This window comes from Cloacibacterium normanense, from assembly GCF_003860565.1.
Taxonomy (GTDB): Bacteria; Bacteroidota; Bacteroidia; order Flavobacteriales; family Weeksellaceae; genus Cloacibacterium; species Cloacibacterium normanense.
This window is the reverse complement of the sequence record NZ_CP034157.1, coordinates 668957-692654: the sequence shown is the minus strand read 5'-3', so window position 1 is coordinate 692654 and position 23698 is coordinate 668957. Positions and strand designations below refer to the sequence as shown.

Genomic DNA, 23698 nt, shown 5'->3' with positions numbered 1-23698 from the left:
CGCATATGAAGAAAAATGTAATCGTTCTTGCACTGCTTAACAGTGTTTTCTTATTTTCACAAGAAAGAAATCTTAGAAACATTCAGCAATTGACTGATGGTGGAGATAATGCCGAAGCGTATTTCTCGCCCAATGGAAAATTCCTGACGATGCAAGTCACCAATAAAAATTTGGGAGCAGAATGTGACCAGATTTTCGCCTATGATTTATCGAAGGATTATTCTAAAAAATCTGATAATTTACAATTAATTTCTACAGGAAAAGGAAGAACTACTTGCTCTTTCTTTATGCCAGATAACCAACATATTCTCTACGCTTCTACGCATGAAGCGAGCAACGCTTGTCCAGCTCCGCCTGTTTCTAAAGACGGAAAATATCTTTGGGCTATTTATCCAGAATTTGACATTTATATGGCAGATTTGAGCGGTAAAATTGTTAAAAAATTGACAGATGTTCCTGGTTATGATGCAGAAGCGGTGGTTTCTCCAGACGGTAAAAAAATTGTTTTCACTTCTACCAGAACTGGCGATTTAGAACTCTGGACGATGGATATTGACGGGAAAAATCTGAAACAACTTACGTTCGGTTTAGGATATGATGGTGGTGCGTTTTTTTCTCATGATTCTAAAAAAATTGTATTCCGTGCTTCTCGACCAAAAACCGTTGCCGAAATTAAAGAATACAAAGATTATTTGGCTCAAAATCTCGTTGCTCCTACCAATATGGAAATCTACACCATCAATGCTGATGGAACAGATTTAAAACAAATTACACACCTTGGAAAAGCGAATTGGGCGCCATATTTCACTCCAAATGATAAGAAAATTATTTTCTCCAGTAATCATCATTCTACGAGAGGTTATGATTTCCAGTTGTACACCATAGATTTAGAAGGAAAAAATCTGAAACAAATCACCTACGAAAGTGAATTCAATGCGTTCCCGATGTTTTCTAAAGATGGGAAAAAATTGGTTTTCAGCAGCAATAGAAATCAGTCTAAACCGAGAGAAACCAATGTTTTCATCGCAGATTGGGTAGACACAGATGAAGCAGAAAATGTAAACGAAACTCAACTTAAAAATCATCTTAGTTTTCTTGCCAGTGACGAATTACAAGGCAGATTAGCAGGAAGTGAAGGAGAGCAAAAAGCCGCCAATTATATTCAGAAATATTTTAAAAAATTAGGTCTTAAAACCCATTTACAGCCGTTTGAATATTCCATTAAACTCAATCCACACGATGAAAATTCTTCTACTCCAAGTAAAGGAACCAACGTGATAGGATATTTAGACAATAAAGCCGCTAAAACGATTGTCATTGGCGCACATTACGACCATTTAGGATTAAACCAACATCATCAATCAACGCTGATGAATTCTGACGGACAAATTCACAATGGTGCAGATGATAATGCTTCTGGCGTTTCGGCAGTGATGGAATTGGCGAGAATTTTTGCCAAAAATAAGACTCAGGAAAAAGTAAATTACGTTTTTGCACTTTTCTCAGCGGAAGAAGACGGACTGATTGGCTCTAAAAAATTTGCAGAAAATGTAAAATCTCAATATCCTAATGTAGTGACCATGATTAATATGGATATGGTAGGAAGATTAGACAAAGATAAAAACCTTACGGTAGGAGGTGTAGGTTCCTCTCCTATTTTCCCAGATTTGGTAAAAAAAGTGAAACCTGCAGGTTATAATATTACACTTGATGAATCTGGAATTGGTCCTTCTGATCATACCAGCTTCTATCTGAAAGATATTCCTGTTTTATTCTTGTTTACGGGAACGCATGCAGACTATCACAAACCAAGTGATGACAGTGATAAAATAAATTTCGATGGCGTAAAAACTATTACCAATTATGTATTTGGTATTGCGAATGAACTTTCTCAGAAATCTGAAATTCCGTTTACAAAGACTAAAACTACTTCTACCAAATCTGTCCCAAAATACAAAGTAACACTGGGAATTATGCCAAGTTATGCAGATTCTAAAGATGGTTTGCACATTGACGGTGTTACTGATAACAGACCTGCTGCACTTGCAGGAATTCAGTCTGGAGATATTCTTACCCAAATTGGAGATTGCAAAATCACAGAAGTTTATTCTTATATGGATTGTCTATCAAAACTCAATGCTGGAGACGAAAAAGAAGTTACCGTGATTAGAAATGGGGAAACGAAAGTTTTTAAGGTGAAATTCTAATCTTAATTCAAAATACCATTAAATCCATCACTTTAATATATCAATTGGAACGGGCTTTAGCCCGTTTTTTTTAATCCAATACAAGATTGGCTTTAGCCAAATTTTATCTAGGTTTTGGCTAAAGCCATTTATTTTTTTTTACTTTTTCATCGGGCTAAAGCCCGACGCAATTGATAAGCTTGTCAATTTCAAAAATTAAAATTGTACAAATAGAACAACTATTAAATTTCGTTTTTAGGTTAAAGAAAATTTGATAACAAAAAACTCGTTCCGAAATTTTGGAACGAGTTTTTTTATTTATACAATCTCAGAAGTAAGACCTCTGGAAATTAATTTTTCGTGCATGGGTTTTAGAAGTTCCATGCTACCTGTTTTCACGGTGCATTTGCCTTTGTAATGTACCAAAATGGTGCATTGTTCGGCTTGTTCTAGCGTATGTTTACAAATTTCGATTAAACACTCTATTACGAAATCAAAAGTGTTTACATCATCATTATGCAGCACTAATTTGTAGACTTCGTCTTCCTGTTCTAGAAGCGCTACTTCTTCCTGATATTCTCTTTGAGGATTATCGTAAAATTTCATTTTGATTGAAGTTAACTTTGAGGTAAAGGTTGAGATTAATTAGATTTCGCTAATTTCTTCGGTTAAGTCATCTACAATATCTTTTGGTTCGTAGACCAATTCTACCAGTTCTACCGACTTATTATTCATTTTCAAAATTTTGAAATGATAATCATCGATATCGAACTCTTGATTTTCTTCTGGAATATCTTCTAATTGATGCAGGATAAATCCAGCTAAAGTATTGTATTCACCAACTTCTGATAATTCTTTCGGCAAACACTCGTTAATTTCTTCTAAAGGTTGAGTTGCTTTTACCCAGAAAACGTTTTCGCCTACTTGGTCTACAATTTTATCTTCATCATCCTCTTCATCTTGGATTTCGCCTACCAATTCTTCTAAAATATCTTCTAAAGTAAGAATACCTTCTGTACCTCCAAATTCATCGATAACGATGGCTAAATGCTGTTTCTTTTGTTGGAAAACATTTAATAAATCTGAAATCTTTTTACTTCCTACCACGAAGAATGCTTCTCTCAAAAACTCTTTTAAATCAAGGTCTTTGTTTTTGATGTATTCTCTCATGATTTCCTTGGTGTAGAAAAGTCCTATAATGTTATCAATCGAGTTTTGAAACACTGGAATTCTAGAATATCCACAATCGATGATTTGTTTTAGAATTTCTTCTTTATCATCTTCTATATCAATAGAAATAATATTTTGACGAGGCACCATCACTTGTTTTGCAGTGTGGTCTGTAAAATCAAAAGCATTTTTAATGATTTCGTAGTTTTCTTCTTCTATTTCTCCACTATCAGCTGATTGTTTTACCAACAATTGAAGTTCTTCTGTAGAGTGAATATCATGTTCGGAAGCAGGATGGATTCCTATTAATTTCAAAAAAGCATTTGAGAATAAATTCATTAACCAAATAAATGGTTTGAAAATATTGTAGAATAATCTTAATGGTGCAGAAATGAATAAGGTAGTGGCTTCTGATTTTCTAATGGCAATAGATTTAGGCACTAACTCCCCAAAAACAATATGCATTACGGTAATGATTAAAAAACTGGTTACTACAGAAATTGTCGTAATCATAGTAGGTGCAATATTGATATTGAAATAAGAGAATACCCCATGGAAAACATGTTCCAGAGCGCTTTCTCCTACCCAACCTAATGCTAATGAAGCTAAGGTAATCCCTAATTGTGTAGCAGATAAATAAGCATCTAAATGTTTGATGATGTGTTCGGCTTGTTTCGCCATTTTGTTTCCTTCGGCAGCCTTGATTTGAATCTGAGAATAACGAACCTTAACGATGGAGAATTCCGCCGCTACGAAAAACCCGTTTAATAATACAAGTAATAATGCAATAAGAAGTTTGACGACACTATCGTAATCCATTTATAAAAAATTGTGAATTGATTAATCTATGCAAATATATGATTATTTTTAATATAAAAGTTTAATAAAAAAGAGTGCGTAAACGCACCCTTTTTTTGGTCTAAAAATCGAAATATGAAGAAAATTACTACTTCCTGTTGTAAAAAAAAATTTCTACTGCAGTTTACATAATAACCTTAATTTTACTGCAGTAGAAAATTTATCATCATTTGTGTTTTGGGTTATTACGGTGCAAATTTAAAACGATTTATTTTATGAATCAATTACACTTTTGTGTAATGCTTTATTTAAATCTACAGTTCAAAAGTACACCCAAACCCCATGATATACAATACGCTTAATTACGTATTTTAATTTTTAGTTTTATTCTTTTTAACTAATTTCCTTTGGATAAGAAAAACTAAGTAAAGTTAATCATTATAAACAAAATTAAATGTCTATAGTGAACTCATAAAATGAACTTATTATATTCATCCTCATAAAAAAGGGCATCAACCTGAGTTGACACCCTTTCATTTATCGTATAAAAGAAATATTTCTTAGCTATTTTTAAGTGCTTCTGCACCAGAAACGATTTCTAAAATTTCATTGGTAATCGCAGCTTGACGCGCTTTGTTATAGAAAATTACCAAATCATTTTTAAGTGCTTGTGCGTTATCAGTCGCTTTGTGCATCGCTGTCATTCTCGCTCCATGTTCAGATGCGATAGAATCTAGCACTGCTTTGTACACTTGCGTTTTAATAGATTTAGGAATTAGGCTATCCAAAATCTCGTTTCTGTTGGGCTCAAAGATATAATCACTGTTTGCATTACCATCAGTTTCCGGCATTGATATTGGTAATAGCTGTTCAGTTTTTACTTCTTGATTAGCAGCATTTAAAAATTTATTATAAATTAGATGTACTTCATCAAATTTTCCTTGGCTGAAATCCTTCATCACAGCAGAAGTCACTTTTGATACTTTTTCAAAACTCACATGATCAAAGATGGCACTTTGATTATCATATACTGTTCTGTTTTTCTTTACAGCATCAAAAACTTTTTTCCCGATGGTTAACACTTCTACTTCTACAGCAGAATTAGAAATTCTGTGATTTAATTCTTTGATAATAGATGAGTTAAAAGCACCTGCCAAACCTCTATTAGAAGTAATAGCGATGTATAGTACTTTTTTCACCTCTCTCTTTTGTGCAAAAGCAGAAACGTTATCAGAATCAGAGCTTGCGCTTACATTCTGAATGATTTCTTGAAGTTTTTCAGAATAAGGTCTTAACATTACAATGGCATCTTGTGCTTTTTTCAGTTTCGCAGCCGAAACCATTTTCATTGCACTTGTAATCTGCATTGTAGATGAAATAGAAGTTATTCTTCCTCTAATTTCTTTTAAATTTGCCATATTTAGTTTAGTTGTTGGTTGTCGGTTGTTGGTTGCTAGTCTTAGAAAATTCCGTCAACTATCAACCAAAAACCATCAACTAATTTTAGTTATATTTAGAAGCTAAATCTGTAGCTACTTGCTTAAGAACACCTGTTAAACTGTCATCAATCTTACCAGATTTAAGAGCAGCCATTACTTCTGGGTGTTTGTTTTTTAAGAAGTCTACGTATTCTACTTGGAATTCTCTTACTTTTCTTACAGGAACGTTTCTTAATAAGTTTTCAGTTCCTGCGTAAATCATCGCTACTTGTGATTCTACAGGTAGTGGAGAGTTTACTGGTTGTTTAAGAATTTCTACGTTTCTTTCTCCTTTTGCGATAACTGCCATAGTAGCAGCATCTAAGTCAGAACCAAATTTAGCAAAAGCTTCTAATTCTTTGTACTGCGCTTGGTCAAGTTTCAATGTACCAGAAACTTTTTTCATAGACTTAATCTGAGCGTTACCACCTACTCTCGATACAGAAATACCTACGTTAATCGCTGGTCTCACCCCAGAGTTGAATAAATCTGACTCTAAGAAGATCTGTCCGTCTGTAATAGAAATTACGTTGGTAGGAATATATGCTGATACGTCACCTGCTTGAGTTTCGATGATTGGAAGAGCCGTTAATGAACCACCTCCTTTTACCATTGGTTTTAATGATTCTGGTAAATCGTTCATTTGAGAAGCGATGGTATCATCTTTAATTACTTTAGCAGCTCTTTCTAATAATCTTGAGTGAAGGTAGAAAACGTCTCCAGGATATGCTTCACGACCTGGTGGTCTTCTTAATAATAGAGAAAGCTCACGGTAAGCTACTGCTTGTTTAGATAAATCATCATAAACGATTAATGCTGGTCTACCAGTGTCTCTAAAAAATTCTCCGATTGCAGCTCCCGCCATTGGTGCGTATACCTGCATTGGAGAAGGGTCTGAAGCGTTTGCTGCTACCACTACGGTATAAGCTAAAGCTCCTTTATCTTCTAAAGTTTTTACGATTTGTGCTACAGTAGAACCTTTTTGACCTACAGCAACGTAGATACAAAATACAGGCTCACCAGCATCATAAAATTCTTTTTGGTTCAAAATAGTGTCGATAGCAACGGTAGTTTTACCAGTTTGTCTATCTCCGATGATCAACTCTCTTTGTCCTCTTCCGATTGGAATCATAGAGTCAATTGCTACGATACCTGTCTGAAGTGGTTCATTTACCGGTTGACGGAAAATTACTCCTGGAGCTTTTCTTTCTAGTGGCATTTCATAAAGATCTCCGGTTACAGGACCTTTACCATCGATAGGATTACCTAGAGTATCTACTACTCTTCCTAAAAGACCTTCTCCTACTTTAATAGAAGAGATTCTTTCGGTTCTTCTTACAGTATCTCCTTCTTTTACTCTTTTAGATTCTCCAAGAAGTGCAACACCTACATTGTCTTCTGCAAGGTTTAATACAATACCTTCAATTCCTGATTCGAATTTTACCAATTCACCGTATTGTACGTTTTCTAAACCGTAAACTAGAGCGATACCGTCTCCAATTTGTAATACTGTACCCACTTCTTCTACATTTGTTTGTGTATCAAAGTTGGCTAACTGTTGTTTTAAAATTGCTGAAACTTCAGCCGGATTTATTTCTGCCATTTTATGGTTTTTTAACTTAATTTAATTGAAATTCTTTTTTCACTTGGCTTAGTTTAGTTCTTACAGAAGTATCCACCTGTTGGTCTCCTACTCTTAAAATATAACCGCCAATAATTTCAGGGTTTACTACCACATTTAGGTCGTAATTTTTAGTATGGTCTACTAAAGATGAAGATTTTACAATGTCTTCTACATTTTTCTGAGACAGTTCAGAAGCTACGGTTAAGGTAACTCTCTGTACGCCTTGTAAGTCTTCTACTTTATTGATAAACTCTTGTGCTATATGCTGCAGATGACTTTCTCTACCTTGTTTAATCACCAAAGTAATGAGATTCTTACTTAATTGTGAAAACTGAGCAAAGATTTCTAAGGCTGCTTTGGTTTTCTTTTTAGCGTCAATGATTGGCGAAGCAAAGAAGTTTTTTAATTCTTTAGATTCATTAAAAATCTTTACTACATCTTTCATTTCCGAAAAAATAGAAGCCGTGTTCCCAGACTCTTGAGTAAAGTCTAGTAAACCTTGTGCATATCTTTTCGCTACTTTAGAGGTTAGCATATTAATTTAAGTTAGATTTATTAATGATTTTTTCAACTAATGCGTTGTGAGCATCAGCATTATCTAATTTTTGTTTTAGAATAGTTTCTGCAATTTCTACAGAAAGAGAACCAATTTGATTTTTGATATCAGCCATCGCTGCATTTTTCTCAGCATTGATTGATTGTTTTGCTTGTTCAATCATTTTGTCTCCTTCAGATTTTGCAAGGTCTTTTGCTTCACCTACGATTTTGTCTTTTAACTCTCTTGCTTCTTTTAAGATGGCATCACGTTCAGCTTTAGCTTCGCGGATGATTCTCTCATTGTCTGCTTTAAGATTTGCAACTTCTTCTTTAGCCAATTTAGCTTGGTTAATAGCGTCTTGAATAGAAACTTCTCTCTCATTTAAAGCAGTAAGGATAGGTTTCCATGCAAATTTTCCTAACACGAAAAGAAGTATCAAGAAAATAACTGACTGAATGATGAACAAACCTGACGAAAAATTCTCTAATAATCCCATAAGATTTTTATATATTTTTTTTATTTAATTTTTAAAAACACTTCCCGTAACCAACCGTTACGGGTGAGTGCTATTTTTTTGAGTCTTAGTTTACAGCAAATAATGCAGCAAATGCAAGACCTTCAACTAGTGCAGCAGCAATAAGCATTGCAGTTTGTAATTTACCAGCTTGTTCTGGCTGACGAGCCATACCTTCTAAAGCAGCAGCACCGATTTTACCGATACCTAAACCTGCTCCGATTACTACTAAACCTGCACCTACTAGTTTTGGAATTTCCATAATATATAATTTTAAAAATTAGTTTCTACTTTTATGTTTTGAGTTTCGAGATCCGAGTTACGAGTTCAAAATGATAACTTTCTACTTGGCTCTTAACTCTTTTATCTTGGCTCTTTTCACTTGGTTCTTATTAGTGATGAGCTTCTTCGTGGTGGTGTTCTTCATTAGCCATTCCGAAGTAAACCGCAGAAAGCATGGTGAAGATATACGCTTGTAAGAATGCTACTAATATCTCTAATAAATACAATACAAATGTTAAGAATGGGAATGCAACGCCTGCAATTACATTTTGGAAGTAATAAATCATTGCAATTAATGACATAATTACGATGTGACCTGCTGACATGTTTGCAAAGAGACGTATTAACAATGCAAACGGCTTAATAATCATCCCGATTAATTCGATAGGAATCATTACCAATTTCATTAAGAACGGTAAACCTGGCATCCAGAAGATGTGTTGCCAATAGTTTCTGTTTGCCGTAAACTGTGTAATGATGAAGGTAAAAATTGCTAAAGCAGCTGTAATGGCTAAATTCCCTGTTACATTAATCCCGAAAGGTAATAAACCAAATACGTTCAGGAATAAAATGAAGAAGAAAATAGTCAATAAATAAGAAATATATTTGTGATATTTCGGTCCGATGTTTGGAATCGCAATCTCATCTCTGATGAAGATTACCAGTGGTTCGAATAATTTACCTGCACCTGTAGGAATTGGTGATTTCTTATAATTTCTAGCCATAGAACCAAAAATTACAATCATCAATAATGATGCACATAGAATCATTAAAACACTTTTCGTGATAGATAAGTCTAAAACTTTTGCATTGGTAGCGTGACCGTGGTCATCTAAAGTAATAGCACCAGAAGCGTCTGTTTTTACAATTTTTTCGTGGTAAAGAGCGTAGTTTGCACCTTTGCTTTCTACTACGTTGTATTTTTTGCCATGAGCATCTTTCAATTCTTTACCGTGGTGAAATTTTGAACTCATGAATGCATGAAGACCGTTTGCTTCATCATAGAAAATAACAGGAAGTGGAAAACCGATGTGGTGTTCTGTACCGTCTGCTTTCTTTTCCACCATAATATCAAAGCTGTGAGCATCTAACAAGTGATGGTCTATAAACTCCTTATTTTCTTTCTTTATTTGTTCTTTTTCTGCTTCTTCGGCACTTACCACTTTGGTTTCTGTAGCAGGTTTAGTTTCTGCTGCAGCTTCGTGATGTTGCGCTAAAGAAAGTGAAAATGTAGATAAAAAACCGATTAATAAAACTCCTCTTTTCAGCATTGATTTATGTTATTTTAAAAGTTTTGCAAAAATATGATAAAAAAACAAATTAACAAAGTATGAATTAGTTATTTTTTTGTTCTTTCAATAAACCGATTGCGAACAAAGTTTCTAACAGTAAAGAAACCAAGTAAGGCGGTATAAAATGATACTTGTGATATGGCACTTCGGATAATTGTAACTTATTCATTACCAAGAACATAACACTCAACTTAAAGAGCATGAGCCCCATAAAAGTAAAACCGATATACTCTGGATAAATCTTTTTGACAATAGACATAATGGTAATGACCATCATAAATAAAATAGTTAAGAAAAGATAATAGCGAATAAATATCACTTGAAAGTCATTTACATAAAGTTGCCATATCGCAAAATGTAAAAAAAAGACCAAAATAAATAGAACAATGTATAACCAAGAGGTAGACTGTTTCATGCGTATTATTTGTTTATATTTTCTAATTGTTTTAAGGTACTGTACAAGGCTAATCCTAATCCTGATAAACCAATGGCAACGGTTAATAAATCATTGGGCAATTCTAGATAATCATTAATTTTCTTCCCGCCCCAAAATCCTAAAGCAATGATGGCCAACATCTGAAACACGATGGAAGAATAAATTCCGTACAAGCGCATAGGATTTTTTTTGTATTCTTCTTTCTGTTCTTCAGGAGTTTTCGGAGTATTTTGGTCTTGTAGAGCCATTGTTTTTAATTTGGTGTAAAACTATATAAATCTGAGCGGAATGACAAAAAATATGACAAATGTCATGTTTATAGAATTAAAAAGACTAGCACTCCCCTTTTCATAATTTTAAAAGAAGATTTTATGTATGATTGGCTACCCTTTAGTTATACTTTCCTTTGACTTTCCTTTGACTTTCCTTTGACTTTCCTTTGGGAGAGCTGAAAATGGAATTTTTTTGGAGACAATTATAAAAAATCAAGAGGACTTTTTATTTTTGATTTAGAAACATCTGTAACATGGGTATAGATTTGGGTAGTTTTAATAGAATTATGCCCCAAAAGTTCTTGCAAAAATCTAATATCCGCCCCACTTTCTATAAGATGAGTGGCGTAACTGTGTCTCAAACCGTGTATACCAATGGTTTTGTTGATTTTAGCATTTTTGAGTGCATTTTTAAAAACCATCTGTACACTTCTCACCGAATATGCACCACCGTATTGACCTTCGAAAAGATAATCTTTTGGCTTGTATTCTTTATAATAAGTTCTCAATAGAGGTAATATAGACTCTGGCAAATTGGTATACCTATCTTTTTTTCCTTTTGCACCAGCGATTAAAACCAGCATATCCTCAGAATTAATATGCTCTATTTTAAGATTTACAATTTCGGAAACCCTTAAACCCATTCCATAAGAAAGCTGGAGCATGAGGAGATGTTTAGGATTAGATGTTTGCTTGAAAATCTTTTTAATTTCTGATTTTGTGAGCATTTTAGGAAGCCGTTTTGGTGTTTTAGGACGTGGAATATCAAAAAACATTTTTTCCCTGTGCAACACTTTTTCGAAATAAAACTTTATTGCATTAATTCTGCTATTGAGATGATTTTCTTTAATATTTTCTTTTTTAATACAATATAGAAAATAATCTTTCAATCTCTCTTGTGTAAGTTCATTTACAGAGTAATGCTTAATTGTTCTAAGCAAATGCGCAAATTCTGTAGTGTAGGTTCTAATGGTATTCTTACTATACGCTTTTAGTTTTAATTGATTTCTAAACCGCAAAAAAGCTTCTTGGTTATTAGGTGCTATACTTGCTATAAGTTCATCTCCTATTTCGCTAGTATTAATTTGTAAAGCAGTACGTATAGATGGTAAATCTGGCAAATACCATGCTTTATGAGTACTGCTCCACTTTACAGACGAGAAACGCTCTCTAAGTTCCTTAATCAAGGTATAATCTTTGGGAAAAGTAATCCAAATGACTTTTTTAGAATAGTGTTCTCCTATACTGAATTTGTATAAATTAAAATCCATTTATTTATCTTTACAGGCTTCGCATTTTGTGTAGATTAAAAAATAGAGTGCAATAAATTCTATAAATCTCTATACGAAATACGAAACCAAATATATACAAAAAACACTGAATATATAGCATATAGTCAAAATTTATCAAAAAATTTGCACTTTCGCAAAACTTTCGTATATTTGAGTGTTATACGACATTTCACCAAAAATGACCGAACAGAAATTAAAAGAATATTTTGAGAATAAAATTACGATAGATGAGCTAAAATCTGACGTAAAAAATAGCCAAACAAAAACTGGATGTGATACAACAAGTGTTTATATCCAACAAATCAATGATGGAGAATTTGAAATTCAGAAAGAACATTTGATAAAATTATGTAATGATTTTATTACTCGAAAACTTGACAGCGAAGATTTGACTACTATTGCTTTTTCACTGATTGCTTCTGAATATTTTGATTGGAATGGAGATGAAATTAGTAATGTTATTTTCGATTGGGATAATTCAAAAATTGGATACGACATAAATCTAAAAAATGTTCAATTATGGAAAGATTATCTTGAAAATGGAAATTATAACCTTGACAAAAATGAGTTAAAAGAAAAATTTAGAAGCAAGGGAAAATTTCTAAATCTTTATCAACAAATTGACCAAATTTTATGGGAATATTGGGATCCAATTGGAATTAACGATGATGCTCCAAGAGATGAATATCAAGGTTATACACCACTAATTCTCAAACTTGTAAAATCAAAATCTGATTCAGCTAAAATTGCAGAAAAACTTTACGAAATTGAAACTGAATTAATTGGTCTTTCCGGAAATTACGAAAACTGTTTAAAAGTTGCTGAAAAAATAAATAATTTGGAAAAGAAAAACGTCGTATAACATAGTATTTGCAAAAGGCGGGGTTGAAGGAATAATAGAACTACCAGTTGCATTTAGTCGCGCCTGCTTTTTCGTTCCACAATTTTTTTGTAGTTTAGTTCCACGAAAAAAGCATTCGCTTCGGTTGGTCGAAATTGAACTTTTCGTCCAATTTAGCCCGCCCTTCGCAAATACTTTTTCCGTTATCTGCAAGCATATCCAAACCCATTTCATAGAAGGAATTTCACAAAAAAACTATCTAAGAATTTAAATTATAGTAATTTTATCTTAACAAAAAGTAATAACAAACAATGAAATATTTATATTTAGCATTAGCGATTGTTCTTGAAGTTTTAGGTTCAAGTTTTATGAAAGCATCTGACGGATTTTCAAAACTTTTACCCACGACAATAACAATAATAGCATATATTGCTTGCTTTTTCTTCCTTTCTCAAGCATTAAAATCAATACCTTTAGGAATTGCTTATGCGATTTGGGGAGGTTTAGGAATTGTCTTAACTGCATTGATTTCAGTAATTATCTTTAAACAATCTTTGGATTTACCAGCAATTATTGGAATTATTTTGATTGTTGCAGGTGTTTTTGTTATGAACTTTTTCTCTAAATCTTCAACACACTAAAAAATGCCTGCAGATAACATGGGTTTTGCAAGATGCGGGGTTGAAGTAAATCTCAGAAAATTTGTAGAAAATACCCGCAAACAACTTTTCCATTTTTTAGTTTTTTCGTAATTTTAAAAAATGGAAAAAGTTTTTGCTAGCGTTCGGTTATCCTCTCCACTTCCGGTTGCAGTAGCCCGCACCTCGCAAAGCCCTTTCCCGTTATAGGCAATTCTACTTAAAAACATCACATAAATGAAAAAATTTATTTCTAAGATAAGACAAATACAAAAGAATTATGATTGTAAAGATTTTGATGGTTACAATATTTTCAGAATTCTAAAACTTACAAAAAATGAAGTAAAAACTCAATCAAATCTAATTTCTGATTTATTAAACCCGAAAAGTATTTATCATTCTCAAAGTAATGAATTTTTTAAAGAATTTGTTCAAATAGTTTTTGATGATGGATTTACATTGGACAGTTATAAAGTCAAAGTTGAAGCTAAAATTGATACAAAAAAATATAATGAAGAAATTGAATCAGGAAGAATTGATATTATATTAGAACAAGAAAAACCTTCTAAAAAAGCAATTCTGATTGAAAATAAAGTTTATGCAAAAAATCAAGAGAAACAGCTAGAAAGGTACTATGAATATTGCTTAAAAGAATATGTTTCGCCAGAAAATTTTAGAATAATATACCTTACTCAATTTGGAGATGAGTATATTACAAAAAATTTGCATTTAAAAGAAAATGTTTATGAAATTTCTTATAAAAAAGAAATTGTAATGTGGCTTAAAATGTGTTATAATATTTGTGCTGACATTAATCAAAAACTAATCCTTAATCAATGGATAAATGCTCTTATATATTTAACCACTAATGAGGAAAGAAAGGTTAGAAATAGGTTAATACAGTTTGAAATTTTTAAAAACAAAGAATTATTTGAAAAGCACTCTAATATAGAAGAGATTGAAGAGTTAAAGAAATTTTTAAATACTGGAATTTCTAAACACAAGAAGCTTTACGATTCTTATGAAAAAGATTTGAAAGAATTATTAAAAAACAGTAGTTATGAGATTCCACTTACGGAATTGACAGAAGATAAACTTTATGAAATTTTGAAAATTCGAAAAAAACTTAAATTTTCTGATATAATGAAAGCACCAAAATAATATTTGATAAAAGAGAACTGCCTATAACATGGGCTTTGCAAGATGCGGGGTTGAGGGAAATCTCAGAAATATTCTAGAAAATACCCGCAAAAAACTTTTCCATTTTTTAGTTTTTTCGTAATTTTAAAAAATGGAAAAAGTTTTTGCTAGCGTTCGGTTTTCATCTCGAATTTCAGTTGCAGTAGCCCGCACCTCCCAAAGCCCTTTTCCGTTGTACGACATAGTAAAACCGAACCAAACAAAATGAAAGTCAGAGAAGAAAAGTTAAGAACAATTATAGAATGGTCGGAGAAAAACGAAGATGTAAGAGTTCTTCTTCTGACAAGTTCACTTGTAAATCCTTTAGCACTTGTTGACGAATTTAGTGATTTAGACATTGAATTTGTTTTTGAGGATAATACAAATTACATTTCAGACAAAAGCTGGACGCTTAAATTCGGAAATCCAATTGCTATGATTGAAGAAGACGAAAGTTGTTTTAACCATAAACACGCAATGAAAATGCTACTTTATGAAGACGGTGTGAAAGTAGATTTTAAACTTTACAGCAAATCAAAATTTATAAAGGAAACGCAAGAGAAAGAATTACCAGAAGATTGGGATATTGGTTATAAAATTTTAATTGATAAAGATGGTATTACAAAGCAAATGCTGAAACCAACTTATCAAATTTCCATTATCAAAAAACCGTCTGAAAAAGAGTTTCAAAATCTAATAAACGATTTTTGGTGGGACACAACTTACGTGGCAAAGTGTCTTGTGAGAGATGAAATATTCTATGCGAAATTTATGTCGGAAACCGTTATTCGCACAGAATATTTAATTCCTTTAATTGAATGGCACATTGCAAGTGAACACAATTGGAACATAACGACCAATAAATATGGACGACTTTTCAAAAAGTATCTTAACCAGGAAATGTGGGCTAAAACAGAACAAACATTTTCAGGGAGCGATATAAAGGAAAATTGGACTGCTCTATTTTCAATGACTGATTTAGTTTCAGAAATAGGAACTGAATTGTCAAAAAAATTAGAGTACAAATACCCGGATAAATTAGAAAATGACATACGAAAATATTTAGCTGGACTAAAACCCAAAACATAACTACGTCGTACAACATCGTATTGGCAATAGGCGGGCTGAACGGCTTCGTATCAACGGAAGTGCAAAATTCAACTTCTGTTCTTCGATTAAAGTTCAGTGCTAAAAATCCCGCCCATCGCCAATACGCGGCACGTTGTATGCAATGCTACCAAAAACACCGTTTAAAATGAAGAAAACACTTTTTTTAACATTACTTTTTACCTCAATTTATTGTTTTTCTCAAACTCACAGATTTATTTATGAGTTTAAATATAAGCCAGACTCAACCATAAATAACTACGAAAAAACAAATATGACTTTGGACGTAAATCCAGACGAAGTAAAATTCTATTCTTACGAATATGCTGAAACGGACTCTTTGAATAAAGTGAGAAATTTTAATAGTGCAAATTGGGATAGCAATTTTCCAGCGATTAAGAGAAAGAAAAATACCTACAACAATTTGAATTATGTATTACTTGACAGTTTCTTTGTCTTTGAAACAAATGACAAAATGAATTGGAAATTGACAAAAGAAACTAAAAAATCAGGAGAATATAACCTTCAGAAAGCAAAAACAACTTTCGGCGGTAGAAATTGGACAGCGTGGTTTTCAAACGAAATTAATTTAAATGAAGGTCCTTATAAATTTCGCGGACTTCCAGGATTGATTTTTGAAATTTATGACGATAAACAAAATTTTTCATTTAATTTGTTGAAAAGTTGGAAACTTCAAAAAACTTATAATACCAACGAATTTCTTGAAAATTTTGCAGGTCAAAAAGCAATCTTAACAAATGAAAAATTTATACAAAAAAAACAATTGGAATTTTTCAATGATCCACTTCGTGATATGCGTGAAAGTTATAATCCTAATGCTGAAGGAGAATTTAGAGTTTATGGCGTAAAAGTTACAAGTAAAGAGCAATTTAAAGAATTGACAAAAATGGCGCAAGAAAGAATGAAAAAGGAATATAATCCAATAGAAATTGATAAAGCCGTTAAATATCCAAATAAATAAAAAGCACTGCATACAACATGGGTTTTGCAAGATGCGGGGTTGAAGGACATCTTAGAAAATTTGTAGAAAATACCCGCAAAAAACTTTTCCATTTTTTAGTTTTTTCGTAATTTTAAAAAATGGAAAAAGTTTTTGCTAGAGATTGGTTCTCCTCCCGACTTTCAGTTTGCAGTAGCCCGCACCTCGCAAAGCCCCTTTCCGTTATCTGTAACCGAAACCAAACTATATGGATAAAAATTTACTCCTAAATCTTTTTTGTAAATCTGTGTAATTTTTAATCTCATTTTCAGTTAATTTCAGTTCAAATTCTTCCCCATCAAAAATTTTTATTTTTATATTAATTTGATAATTATTATATCCGTTATCAAATCCAGAAATTGTTAAAAAAATATCTTTAATTAAAATAATTTCACCACATTTTATCCATCTATCTTCATTGGCTAAATAAATGTCTTTTACCAACTTATAAAATCCAACTTGACTTTGAAATTCTTTTATTTCACTTGCAAAAATCACAGTTTTTAAATTCATAATCTTTGTGAAATTTCGGCTACAGATAACATCGGTTTGGTTTCAGCGGTGTCGAATGTTATCAGTAGCACTATTTGTTAATTAATTTAGTTTTGTGTTTATACTCGGTTTCCGCTTCTAATCACCGCCGAAAACCAAGCCGTGAACCGATGTGGTCGAAATCCGCTCCGCTACTTTTGCCACATCGGTTCGGCGGATTACATCCGCAGATGTTGCTCGTCGCTACGCGAACTTCGCACATCTGTGAATTTGCTAAATCCCAAGAACGGAAGCAAACTTCCTTCTCGGGACTTCGCAAATCCGCCGAACCGTTACCTGCAATATCATGACAAAAGCCGTCATAAAAGGAGTTTTAGCAATATTTTTCATTGTTTCTTGTTCAAAAAACAACAAGAGTGAACAGGTTAATTCCGAAAAACTTTCAAAAATAAATAAAATAAAGATTGCAGAAAAAACTATCTTTCCTGATTTCATACATTTATCTGAAACAGACTTTGAAAAATTTGCAAATGGAGAAAATTCAAAATGGTTCAGATTTAAAAATCAAAAATTATTTTTCATTCCTTACACTGATTATTCAATTACAACGCTAATTTTGACAGATGAACCTTTAAAGAATAAAAAACTGATTGAACTTATGAAAGCAGATAAAATAATGGTTGAAGATTCTTTAAATTCAATTGAAACAACTGAAATTCAAACAGACAAGAAAATTAAACTCGGAATGTCAAAAATATTCGTGGAAAAAATTTATGGAAAACCTGATTCAACGAAAATTAACAATGGAAATGAAACTTTATATTGGACTTTCACAATGAACGAGAACCGAAATAATTACGAATTTGGAAATCTAAAACCGTTTGTACATGACGGACTTGAGTTTTCTGCCGAAATGATTTTTAAAAATAGTAAACTAAAAACTCTAATCTATAATTATCAAATACCTTAAAGATACTGCAGGTAACATGGGTTTTGCAAGATGCGGGGTTGAATGAAATCTTAGAAAGTTTTCAGAAAATACCCGCAAAAAACTTTTCCATTTTTTAGTTTTTTCGTAATTTTAAAAAATGGAAAAAGTTTTTGCTAGCGTTCGGTCTCCTCTCCACTTCCAGTTGCAGTAGCCCGCACCTCGCAAAGCCCTTTCCCGTTGTGTGCTATGTCACCAAAAATTTCGCTGACAAACAAATTTCTGAATTTTTGAATCTTGGAAGAAACTGAATCCAGACCAAAACTCCTTACGCAAAAGGTCTGAATTCATTTTCTATTAAAACGGACTGAAATAAAAAGCCAAAATCTGAATATTAACAAAATTTTCGGTAACATATCTTCCAACGGAATTAAATTCTTACGTTCCTAAAATGCGGAATAAAAACTGCGTAAAATTTGACAAATATTTGGAAAAATTGGCTGAAAATTTTAACGCTGTGAAAAAAAATTACGCCGAAAAATGAAACTGACAAAAAATAACGCTGACAGAAATTCTTTGCGCTGAATTTTACAAACTTGGTGAACAAAACTAACGCTGACAAAAAATGCCGGCTAAATTTTCGCAAAATTTGAGAAGACGAATTTTAAAAATTTTAGATTTTAGGTAAATTTTCGTTTGAAAATTAAGAAAGCTTCTAAAAAAATCTCAAAAAATGACCAAAAAACACGGAAAATCAAAAAGACACATCACACAACATCGGTTTTGCAATATGGCGCGGAAAGTTTTTATTAGAACTTGTCAGAATATTTTGTAATTTTGGTAAAAATAGAAAAACAGGAAATTCTTTGGCGCCACATCGCAAAGCCGTTTTCCGTTAGCTGTAATGCCACAAGAAACCCTGTAAAAATTGAATACTCGACAAAAAACAAAATAAAAAATGAGTTCGACCTCAATAAATAAAAAAGAAATTGTAGACTTCCTTTGGGAGTGGACTGAAAATAAAGGTACTTGGGCAGAATTATTGGTAAGCAAAATTGTTACGACAGAAGGTGAACTTTCTCAAACTGATACAAAAACAATTTTTGATTATTTTCTCCAATCAATAAGTTTATTAAGTGGTTTACCAGTGATTACAATTGCAAAACCTAATTATACACCAACTAATCAAGAAATTGAATTAATATCACTTTCAGATGTTTCAGGGGTTAATCGACTTGCAAAAAATCAAACTATAAATTTCAGTCCAAACTTAACTGTAGTATTTGGAGAAAATGGGACAGGAAAGACAGGATATGGTAGAATTTTAAAAACACTTGGATTTAGTTATGATACTTACAATAATATACTTTCTGACATTTCAAAAACAGCTGTCCCACAATCAGCTATAATAAATTTCAAAGCTAACTCAATAGCTAAAACATTTAATTGGAACGGAAAAAATACAATTCAAGAATTAGAAAATATTTCAGTTTTCAATAATAACTGTGTTTCAATTTCACTTAATGATAGACAATTAATTGTAACACCTATAGGATTTCATTTATTCAATTTAATCACTACAGAATTGAATAAACTTGAAAATCTAGTTAATATTGAGATTGCAAAATACCCAACTACTTTAAATTGGACAAACCTATTAAATAATGGAACCCAACAACAAGTATTTATATCAACATTATCAAATAATTCGACCGAAGAAAGATTAAATCAGCTTTCAAGTTTTACAAATATTCAAGAAAAAGAACTACAGGATTCAGAAAGTGAATTAACTAATTTAAACAAAACCATACTTCAAAGAGATATTCAAACCATAACTGCTTCAATCTCTGAATTAACAACGATAATTAATAAAATCCAAAATATCCAAAAGAGTTTAAACCAAGATGAATGGAATATATTAAGTGAAAGAAATATTAAAATAAATGAGCTTGAAAACCAAGCAAACAAAGGCATAAAAGAAATTGCAGAAACTCACGGTATAGAATTCTACCAATCAATAGAATTTGACAATTTTATTAAATCAGCTGAAGCATACATTAAAATAATTGACAAGGGAAACTATCCCGAAAATGGGAATAATTGTGTTTATTGCTTACAGCCACTTCAAAATCCTGCAACCGAATTATTAAAAAATTATAGAAAACTCTTAAACGACGAAACTCAAGAAAATTTAAGTAATCTAAAACAGCAAAAATTAGACGCAATAAATTTAATTTCTCAAATTGACACAAATTTTACATTAAGTCAAGCAACATTTGGTTTCGACAATGAAAATAAAATTATTATTCAACCTAGTGAATTAATTGAATTTCAGAATACATTAGTAAAACTAAAACAAGTTTATATATCTGACACAGTAACAAATGAAACACCTTTTAATTTAGACTACGCTAAATACATTAAATTTTGTACTGACAAGAAAACTGAATTAAGTGCTAGTTTAATTCAAAAAAATGATTTGCTTTCAAATATTTCAACAAAAGAAATACAACTAAAAGCGAAAATTGCGGAATTAAAAGACAGAAAATTATTAAGTACAAAAATAAATGAAATTAGAACCTGCATTTTAAACCATAAGACTATTGCAACCTTAAATTCAAACTATAATAGCTTCAATACAAATTCAATTAGCAGGAAAACAACAGAAGCAAGAGAAGAGTTAATTCAACAAAACTTTAATACAATTTTTAAAAAAGAATTAAAATCCTTTAAGAAAGGGCATATATCAATTGACTTGAACTTTGGAACAACAAGGGGTAATTCAAAAATTTCTCACAGAATAAATTCACACTCACTTTTAGAAATTTTAAGCGAAGGCGAACAAAAAGCAATAGCACTTTCAGAGTTTTTAACAGAATTACAACTAGACAATATCAAAGCACCTGTAATTTTTGACGACCCCGTTAATAGCTTAGACCATAACATTATTGATGATGTTGCCAAAAGACTTATTAAACTTTCTAGTGAAAGACAAGTGGTAGTATTTACACATAGTGTTTTATTATTTAATAGCTTCTTATTTTTTAGCAAACAACCAAGCTATAGTTCACTGCAATATAAATTTCATAGCTCAAAAAATAACTACGATGAAACAGGTTTTATTTCCGATGCTGAAGACTTAAATAAAACTACCACTTATATCTCAAAAATTAACACACTAATAAACAACACACCAAAAGACAGACAAGAAGTTGATGTTGCAGAAGACGGATATGGATTTTTGCGTTCAGCGATTGAACTTTGTGTTGAAACAGAAATATTTCAAGGGACAATTAAAAGGTATCAAAAAAATGTTGCTTTAACCTCATTTATGAAAGTGAATGGTGAAAAAATAAATAAACACAAAGACAAGTTAAATGAAGTATTTGAGAGATGCTGTGGTTTCATAAAAGGACATAGTAATCCAGAAGAAATTCATAATGACCCAACTTTGACAGACTTGAAAGCTGACTTCGAAGAATTCAAAACAATAAGAGATGAATTTATTAAATCCTAAAAAGGCACTACAGCTAACATAGTATTTGCAAAAGGCGGGGTTGAAACTTTAAAAGAACTACCCGATGCATTTAGTCGCAACTTGCTTTTCATATTACTTTTTTTTGTAATTTGGTAATCTGAAAAAGCAATTTGCTTCGCTCGGTCGAAATTGAACTTGCAGTTAAATTTAGCCCGCCCTTCGCAAATACTTTTTCCGTTATACGACATTTCACCAAAAATGACCGAACAGAAATTAAAAGAATATTTTGAGAATAAAATTACGATAGATGAGCTAAAATCTGACGTAAAAAATAGCCAAACAAAAACTGGATGTGATACAACAAGTGTTTATATCCAACAAATCAATGATGGAGAATTTGAAATTCAGAAAGAACATTTGATAAAATTATGTAATGATTTTATTACTCGAAAACTTGACAGCGAAGATTTGACTACTATTGCTTTTTCACTGATTGCTTCTGAATATTTTGATTGGAATGGAGATGAAATTAGTAATGTTATTTTCGATTGGGATAATTCAAAAATTGGATACGACATAAATCTAAAAAATGTTCAATTATGGAAAGATTATCTTGAAAATGGAAATTATAACCTTGACAAAAATGAGTTAAAAGAAAAATTTAGAAGCAAGGGAAAATTTCTAAATCTTTATCAACAAATTGACCAAATTTTATGGGAATATTGGGATCCAATTGGAATTAACGATGATGCTCCAAGAGATGAATATCAAGGTTATACACCACTAATTCTCAAACTTGTAAAATCAAAATCTGATTCAGCTAAAATTGCAGAAAAACTTTACGAAATTGAAACTGAATTAATTGGTCTTTCCGGAAATTACGAAAACTGTTTAAAAGTTGCTGAAAAAATAAATAATTTGGAAAAGAAAAACGTCGTATAACATAGTATTTGCAAAAGGCGGGGTTGAAGGAATAATAGAACTACCAGTTGCATTTAGTCGCGCCTGCTTTTTCGTTCCACAATTTTTTTGTAGTTTAGTTCCACGAAAAAAGCATTCGCTTCGGTTGGTCGAAATTGAACTTTTCGTCCAATTTAGCCCGCCCTTCGCAAATACTTTTTCCGTTATCTGCAAGCGTATCAGAACCCTCACTAAAACAAAGAATATGAATAAAACCATAATTTTTATTGCAATTACAACATCAATAATTATCGGAATACTTTTTTTTTATAAGACAGCGAAAAAAAATTGTAAATAACTACGTTAAAAGTGATGAAAGTGTTGCTTTTTATAGTTTAGATGATGGAAATCAAACCGAAGTAATTTATGCACCAAAATATAACAAAGAATTTCTAGAAAATTTAGACAAAAAATATTCTTGGCAAAATTTCGATGAATATGATAATAGATTTTGGGAATATATGTATGAATATTTTGATAAATTACCAAAAATTGCAGGAGAGGAAATGCCTAATCAAGATTTTTTCAATAAACTAAATCGGCCTCAAAAAGTCTTTTATTGTATGTTGGTTTTTAATGGAGACGTTGACAACGGCGGAGTTAACCAATTCTTTTTTAACAAACCTGAATTTGCTTTTGCTGTTTTAGAAACTTTTGAAGAATTAAAACTTCCAAAACTGAAAAATGATTATGAAAAATGCTTAAATGAACTAATGGGAAATGCTGACAGTTATGGAAAAAGAAAGCAAATTTTTAATGATGAAAATAAGTCTTGGGAAAAAAGATGGAAAGCATTCACAGATGGATATGCCGAAATTAAGTCGGCTGAAAAATTAGAAGATTATTATTACGACAAGGAATTTAAAAAAGAATATTATAAACACGTTGTAGAATATATTGACAAAAACATTGATAAATTCACAGAAAAATAAAAACGCCTGCAGATAACATAGTATTTGCAAAAGGCGGGGTTGAATATTTAATAGAAATACCCGATTCATTTAGTCGCGCCTGCTTTTCCACTTCACATATTTTTAGTAATTTAGTTTCGTGGAAAAAGCATTCGCTTCGGTTGGTCGAAATTGAACTTTTCGTCCAATTTAGCCCGCCCTTCGCAAATACTTTTTCCGTTGGCGGTCACCCTACGGACGACACGGTTAACAAGAAACAACAAGACAATGAACGAACAAAAG

21 protein-coding genes are annotated in these 23698 nt (G+C 31.9%); 10 read left to right on the top strand and 11 right to left on the bottom strand.

Annotation, left to right across the window (positions count from 1 at the left end; genetic code table 11):
* Positions 1-5: 5 nt before the first annotated feature.
* Positions 6-2207, top strand: coding sequence for a M20/M25/M40 family metallo-hydrolase (locus EB819_RS03260; protein WP_069796941.1), 2202 nt, complete (start codon positions 6-8; stop codon positions 2205-2207).
* A 297-nt stretch (positions 2208-2504) separates the two neighbouring features.
* Here the strand turns inward: EB819_RS03260 and EB819_RS03255 are convergent, their stop codons facing one another.
* From EB819_RS03255 to EB819_RS03210, 10 genes are all read right to left on the bottom strand, one after another.
* The gene (locus EB819_RS03255) at positions 2505-2792 is read right to left on the bottom strand and encodes an ATP-dependent Clp protease adaptor ClpS (protein ID WP_069796922.1); all 288 of its coding nucleotides are present in this window, start codon (positions 2790-2792) and stop codon (positions 2505-2507) included.
* A gap of 39 nt (positions 2793-2831) precedes the next feature.
* The gene (locus tag EB819_RS03250; protein ID WP_069796924.1) at positions 2832-4175 is read right to left on the bottom strand and encodes a hemolysin family protein; all 1344 of its coding nucleotides are present in this window, start codon (positions 4173-4175) and stop codon (positions 2832-2834) included.
* Positions 4176-4714: 539 nt separating this feature from the next.
* Entirely contained in the window at positions 4715-5572 is an 858-nt protein-coding gene (gene atpG, locus EB819_RS03245; RefSeq protein WP_069796926.1) for an ATP synthase F1 subunit gamma, read from the bottom strand.
* 85 nt (positions 5573-5657) lie between these two features.
* Positions 5658-7235: a F0F1 ATP synthase subunit alpha gene (gene atpA / locus EB819_RS03240; protein WP_069796929.1), complete on the bottom strand. Its 1578-nt coding sequence runs from the start codon at positions 7233-7235 to the stop codon at positions 5658-5660.
* A 16-nt stretch (positions 7236-7251) separates the two neighbouring features.
* The gene (gene atpH, locus EB819_RS03235) at positions 7252-7791 is read right to left on the bottom strand and encodes an ATP synthase F1 subunit delta (protein WP_069796930.1); all 540 of its coding nucleotides are present in this window, start codon (positions 7789-7791) and stop codon (positions 7252-7254) included.
* A gap of 1 nt (position 7792) precedes the next feature.
* Positions 7793-8290, bottom strand: coding sequence for a F0F1 ATP synthase subunit B (locus EB819_RS03230; RefSeq protein WP_069796933.1), 498 nt, complete (start codon positions 8288-8290; stop codon positions 7793-7795).
* An 85-nt stretch (positions 8291-8375) separates the two neighbouring features.
* Positions 8376-8570, bottom strand: a complete 195-nt coding sequence (gene atpE, locus EB819_RS03225) for an ATP synthase F0 subunit C (protein WP_012782425.1) — start codon at positions 8568-8570, stop codon at positions 8376-8378.
* Positions 8571-8700: 130 nt separating this feature from the next.
* On the bottom strand, positions 8701-9861 hold the full coding sequence (gene atpB / locus EB819_RS03220; protein WP_069796935.1) for a F0F1 ATP synthase subunit A: 1161 nt from the start codon (positions 9859-9861) through the stop codon (positions 8701-8703).
* A gap of 441 nt (positions 9862-10302) precedes the next feature.
* Positions 10303-10566: an AtpZ/AtpI family protein gene (locus tag EB819_RS03215; RefSeq protein ID WP_069796937.1), complete on the bottom strand. Its 264-nt coding sequence runs from the start codon at positions 10564-10566 to the stop codon at positions 10303-10305.
* Positions 10567-10793: 227 nt separating this feature from the next.
* Positions 10794-11861: a tyrosine-type recombinase/integrase gene (locus EB819_RS03210; RefSeq protein WP_069796939.1), complete on the bottom strand. Its 1068-nt coding sequence runs from the start codon at positions 11859-11861 to the stop codon at positions 10794-10796.
* Between the two features lie 199 nt (positions 11862-12060).
* On the opposite strand from EB819_RS03210, the gene EB819_RS03205 reads away from it, so the two are divergent.
* From EB819_RS03205 to EB819_RS03185, 5 genes are all read left to right on the top strand, one after another.
* Complete coding sequence (locus tag EB819_RS03205; protein ID WP_083331663.1) at positions 12061-12744, top strand: hypothetical protein; 684 nt, start codon at positions 12061-12063, stop codon at positions 12742-12744.
* A 290-nt stretch (positions 12745-13034) separates the two neighbouring features.
* The gene (locus EB819_RS03200; protein ID WP_024565581.1) at positions 13035-13364 is read left to right on the top strand and encodes a DMT family transporter; all 330 of its coding nucleotides are present in this window, start codon (positions 13035-13037) and stop codon (positions 13362-13364) included.
* Between the two features lie 234 nt (positions 13365-13598).
* Positions 13599-14522 (top strand): PDDEXK-like family protein, encoded by a 924-nt coding sequence (locus EB819_RS03195; RefSeq protein WP_069798694.1) that lies wholly within the window; start codon positions 13599-13601, stop codon positions 14520-14522.
* Positions 14523-14765: 243 nt separating this feature from the next.
* Entirely contained in the window at positions 14766-15629 is an 864-nt protein-coding gene (locus tag EB819_RS03190; RefSeq protein WP_003013318.1) for an aminoglycoside 6-adenylyltransferase AadS, read from the top strand.
* 142 nt (positions 15630-15771) lie between these two features.
* On the top strand, positions 15772-16629 hold the full coding sequence (locus EB819_RS03185; protein WP_317126167.1) for a GLPGLI family protein: 858 nt from the start codon (positions 15772-15774) through the stop codon (positions 16627-16629).
* A gap of 222 nt (positions 16630-16851) precedes the next feature.
* Here EB819_RS03185 and EB819_RS03180 read toward each other — a convergent pair whose 3' ends face one another.
* Positions 16852-17160, bottom strand: coding sequence for a hypothetical protein (locus EB819_RS03180; RefSeq protein WP_069797991.1), 309 nt, complete (start codon positions 17158-17160; stop codon positions 16852-16854).
* A 325-nt stretch (positions 17161-17485) separates the two neighbouring features.
* Here EB819_RS03180 and EB819_RS03175 point away from each other — a divergent pair, with 325 nt between their 5' ends.
* From EB819_RS03175 to EB819_RS03160, 4 genes are all read left to right on the top strand, one after another.
* Positions 17486-18109 carry a hypothetical protein gene (locus EB819_RS03175; RefSeq protein ID WP_069797993.1) on the top strand — a complete coding sequence of 208 codons (624 nt, stop codon included), beginning with the start codon at positions 17486-17488 and terminating at the stop codon, positions 18107-18109.
* Positions 18110-19025: 916 nt separating this feature from the next.
* Positions 19026-21584, top strand: coding sequence for an AAA family ATPase (locus EB819_RS03170; protein WP_069797995.1), 2559 nt, complete (start codon positions 19026-19028; stop codon positions 21582-21584).
* A 219-nt stretch (positions 21585-21803) separates the two neighbouring features.
* The gene (locus EB819_RS03165; RefSeq protein WP_083331663.1) at positions 21804-22487 is read left to right on the top strand and encodes a hypothetical protein; all 684 of its coding nucleotides are present in this window, start codon (positions 21804-21806) and stop codon (positions 22485-22487) included.
* A gap of 479 nt (positions 22488-22966) precedes the next feature.
* Positions 22967-23437, top strand: a complete 471-nt coding sequence (locus tag EB819_RS03160) for a DMP19 family protein (protein ID WP_069798672.1) — start codon at positions 22967-22969, stop codon at positions 23435-23437.
* The last annotated feature ends 261 nt before the right edge of the window (positions 23438-23698 follow it).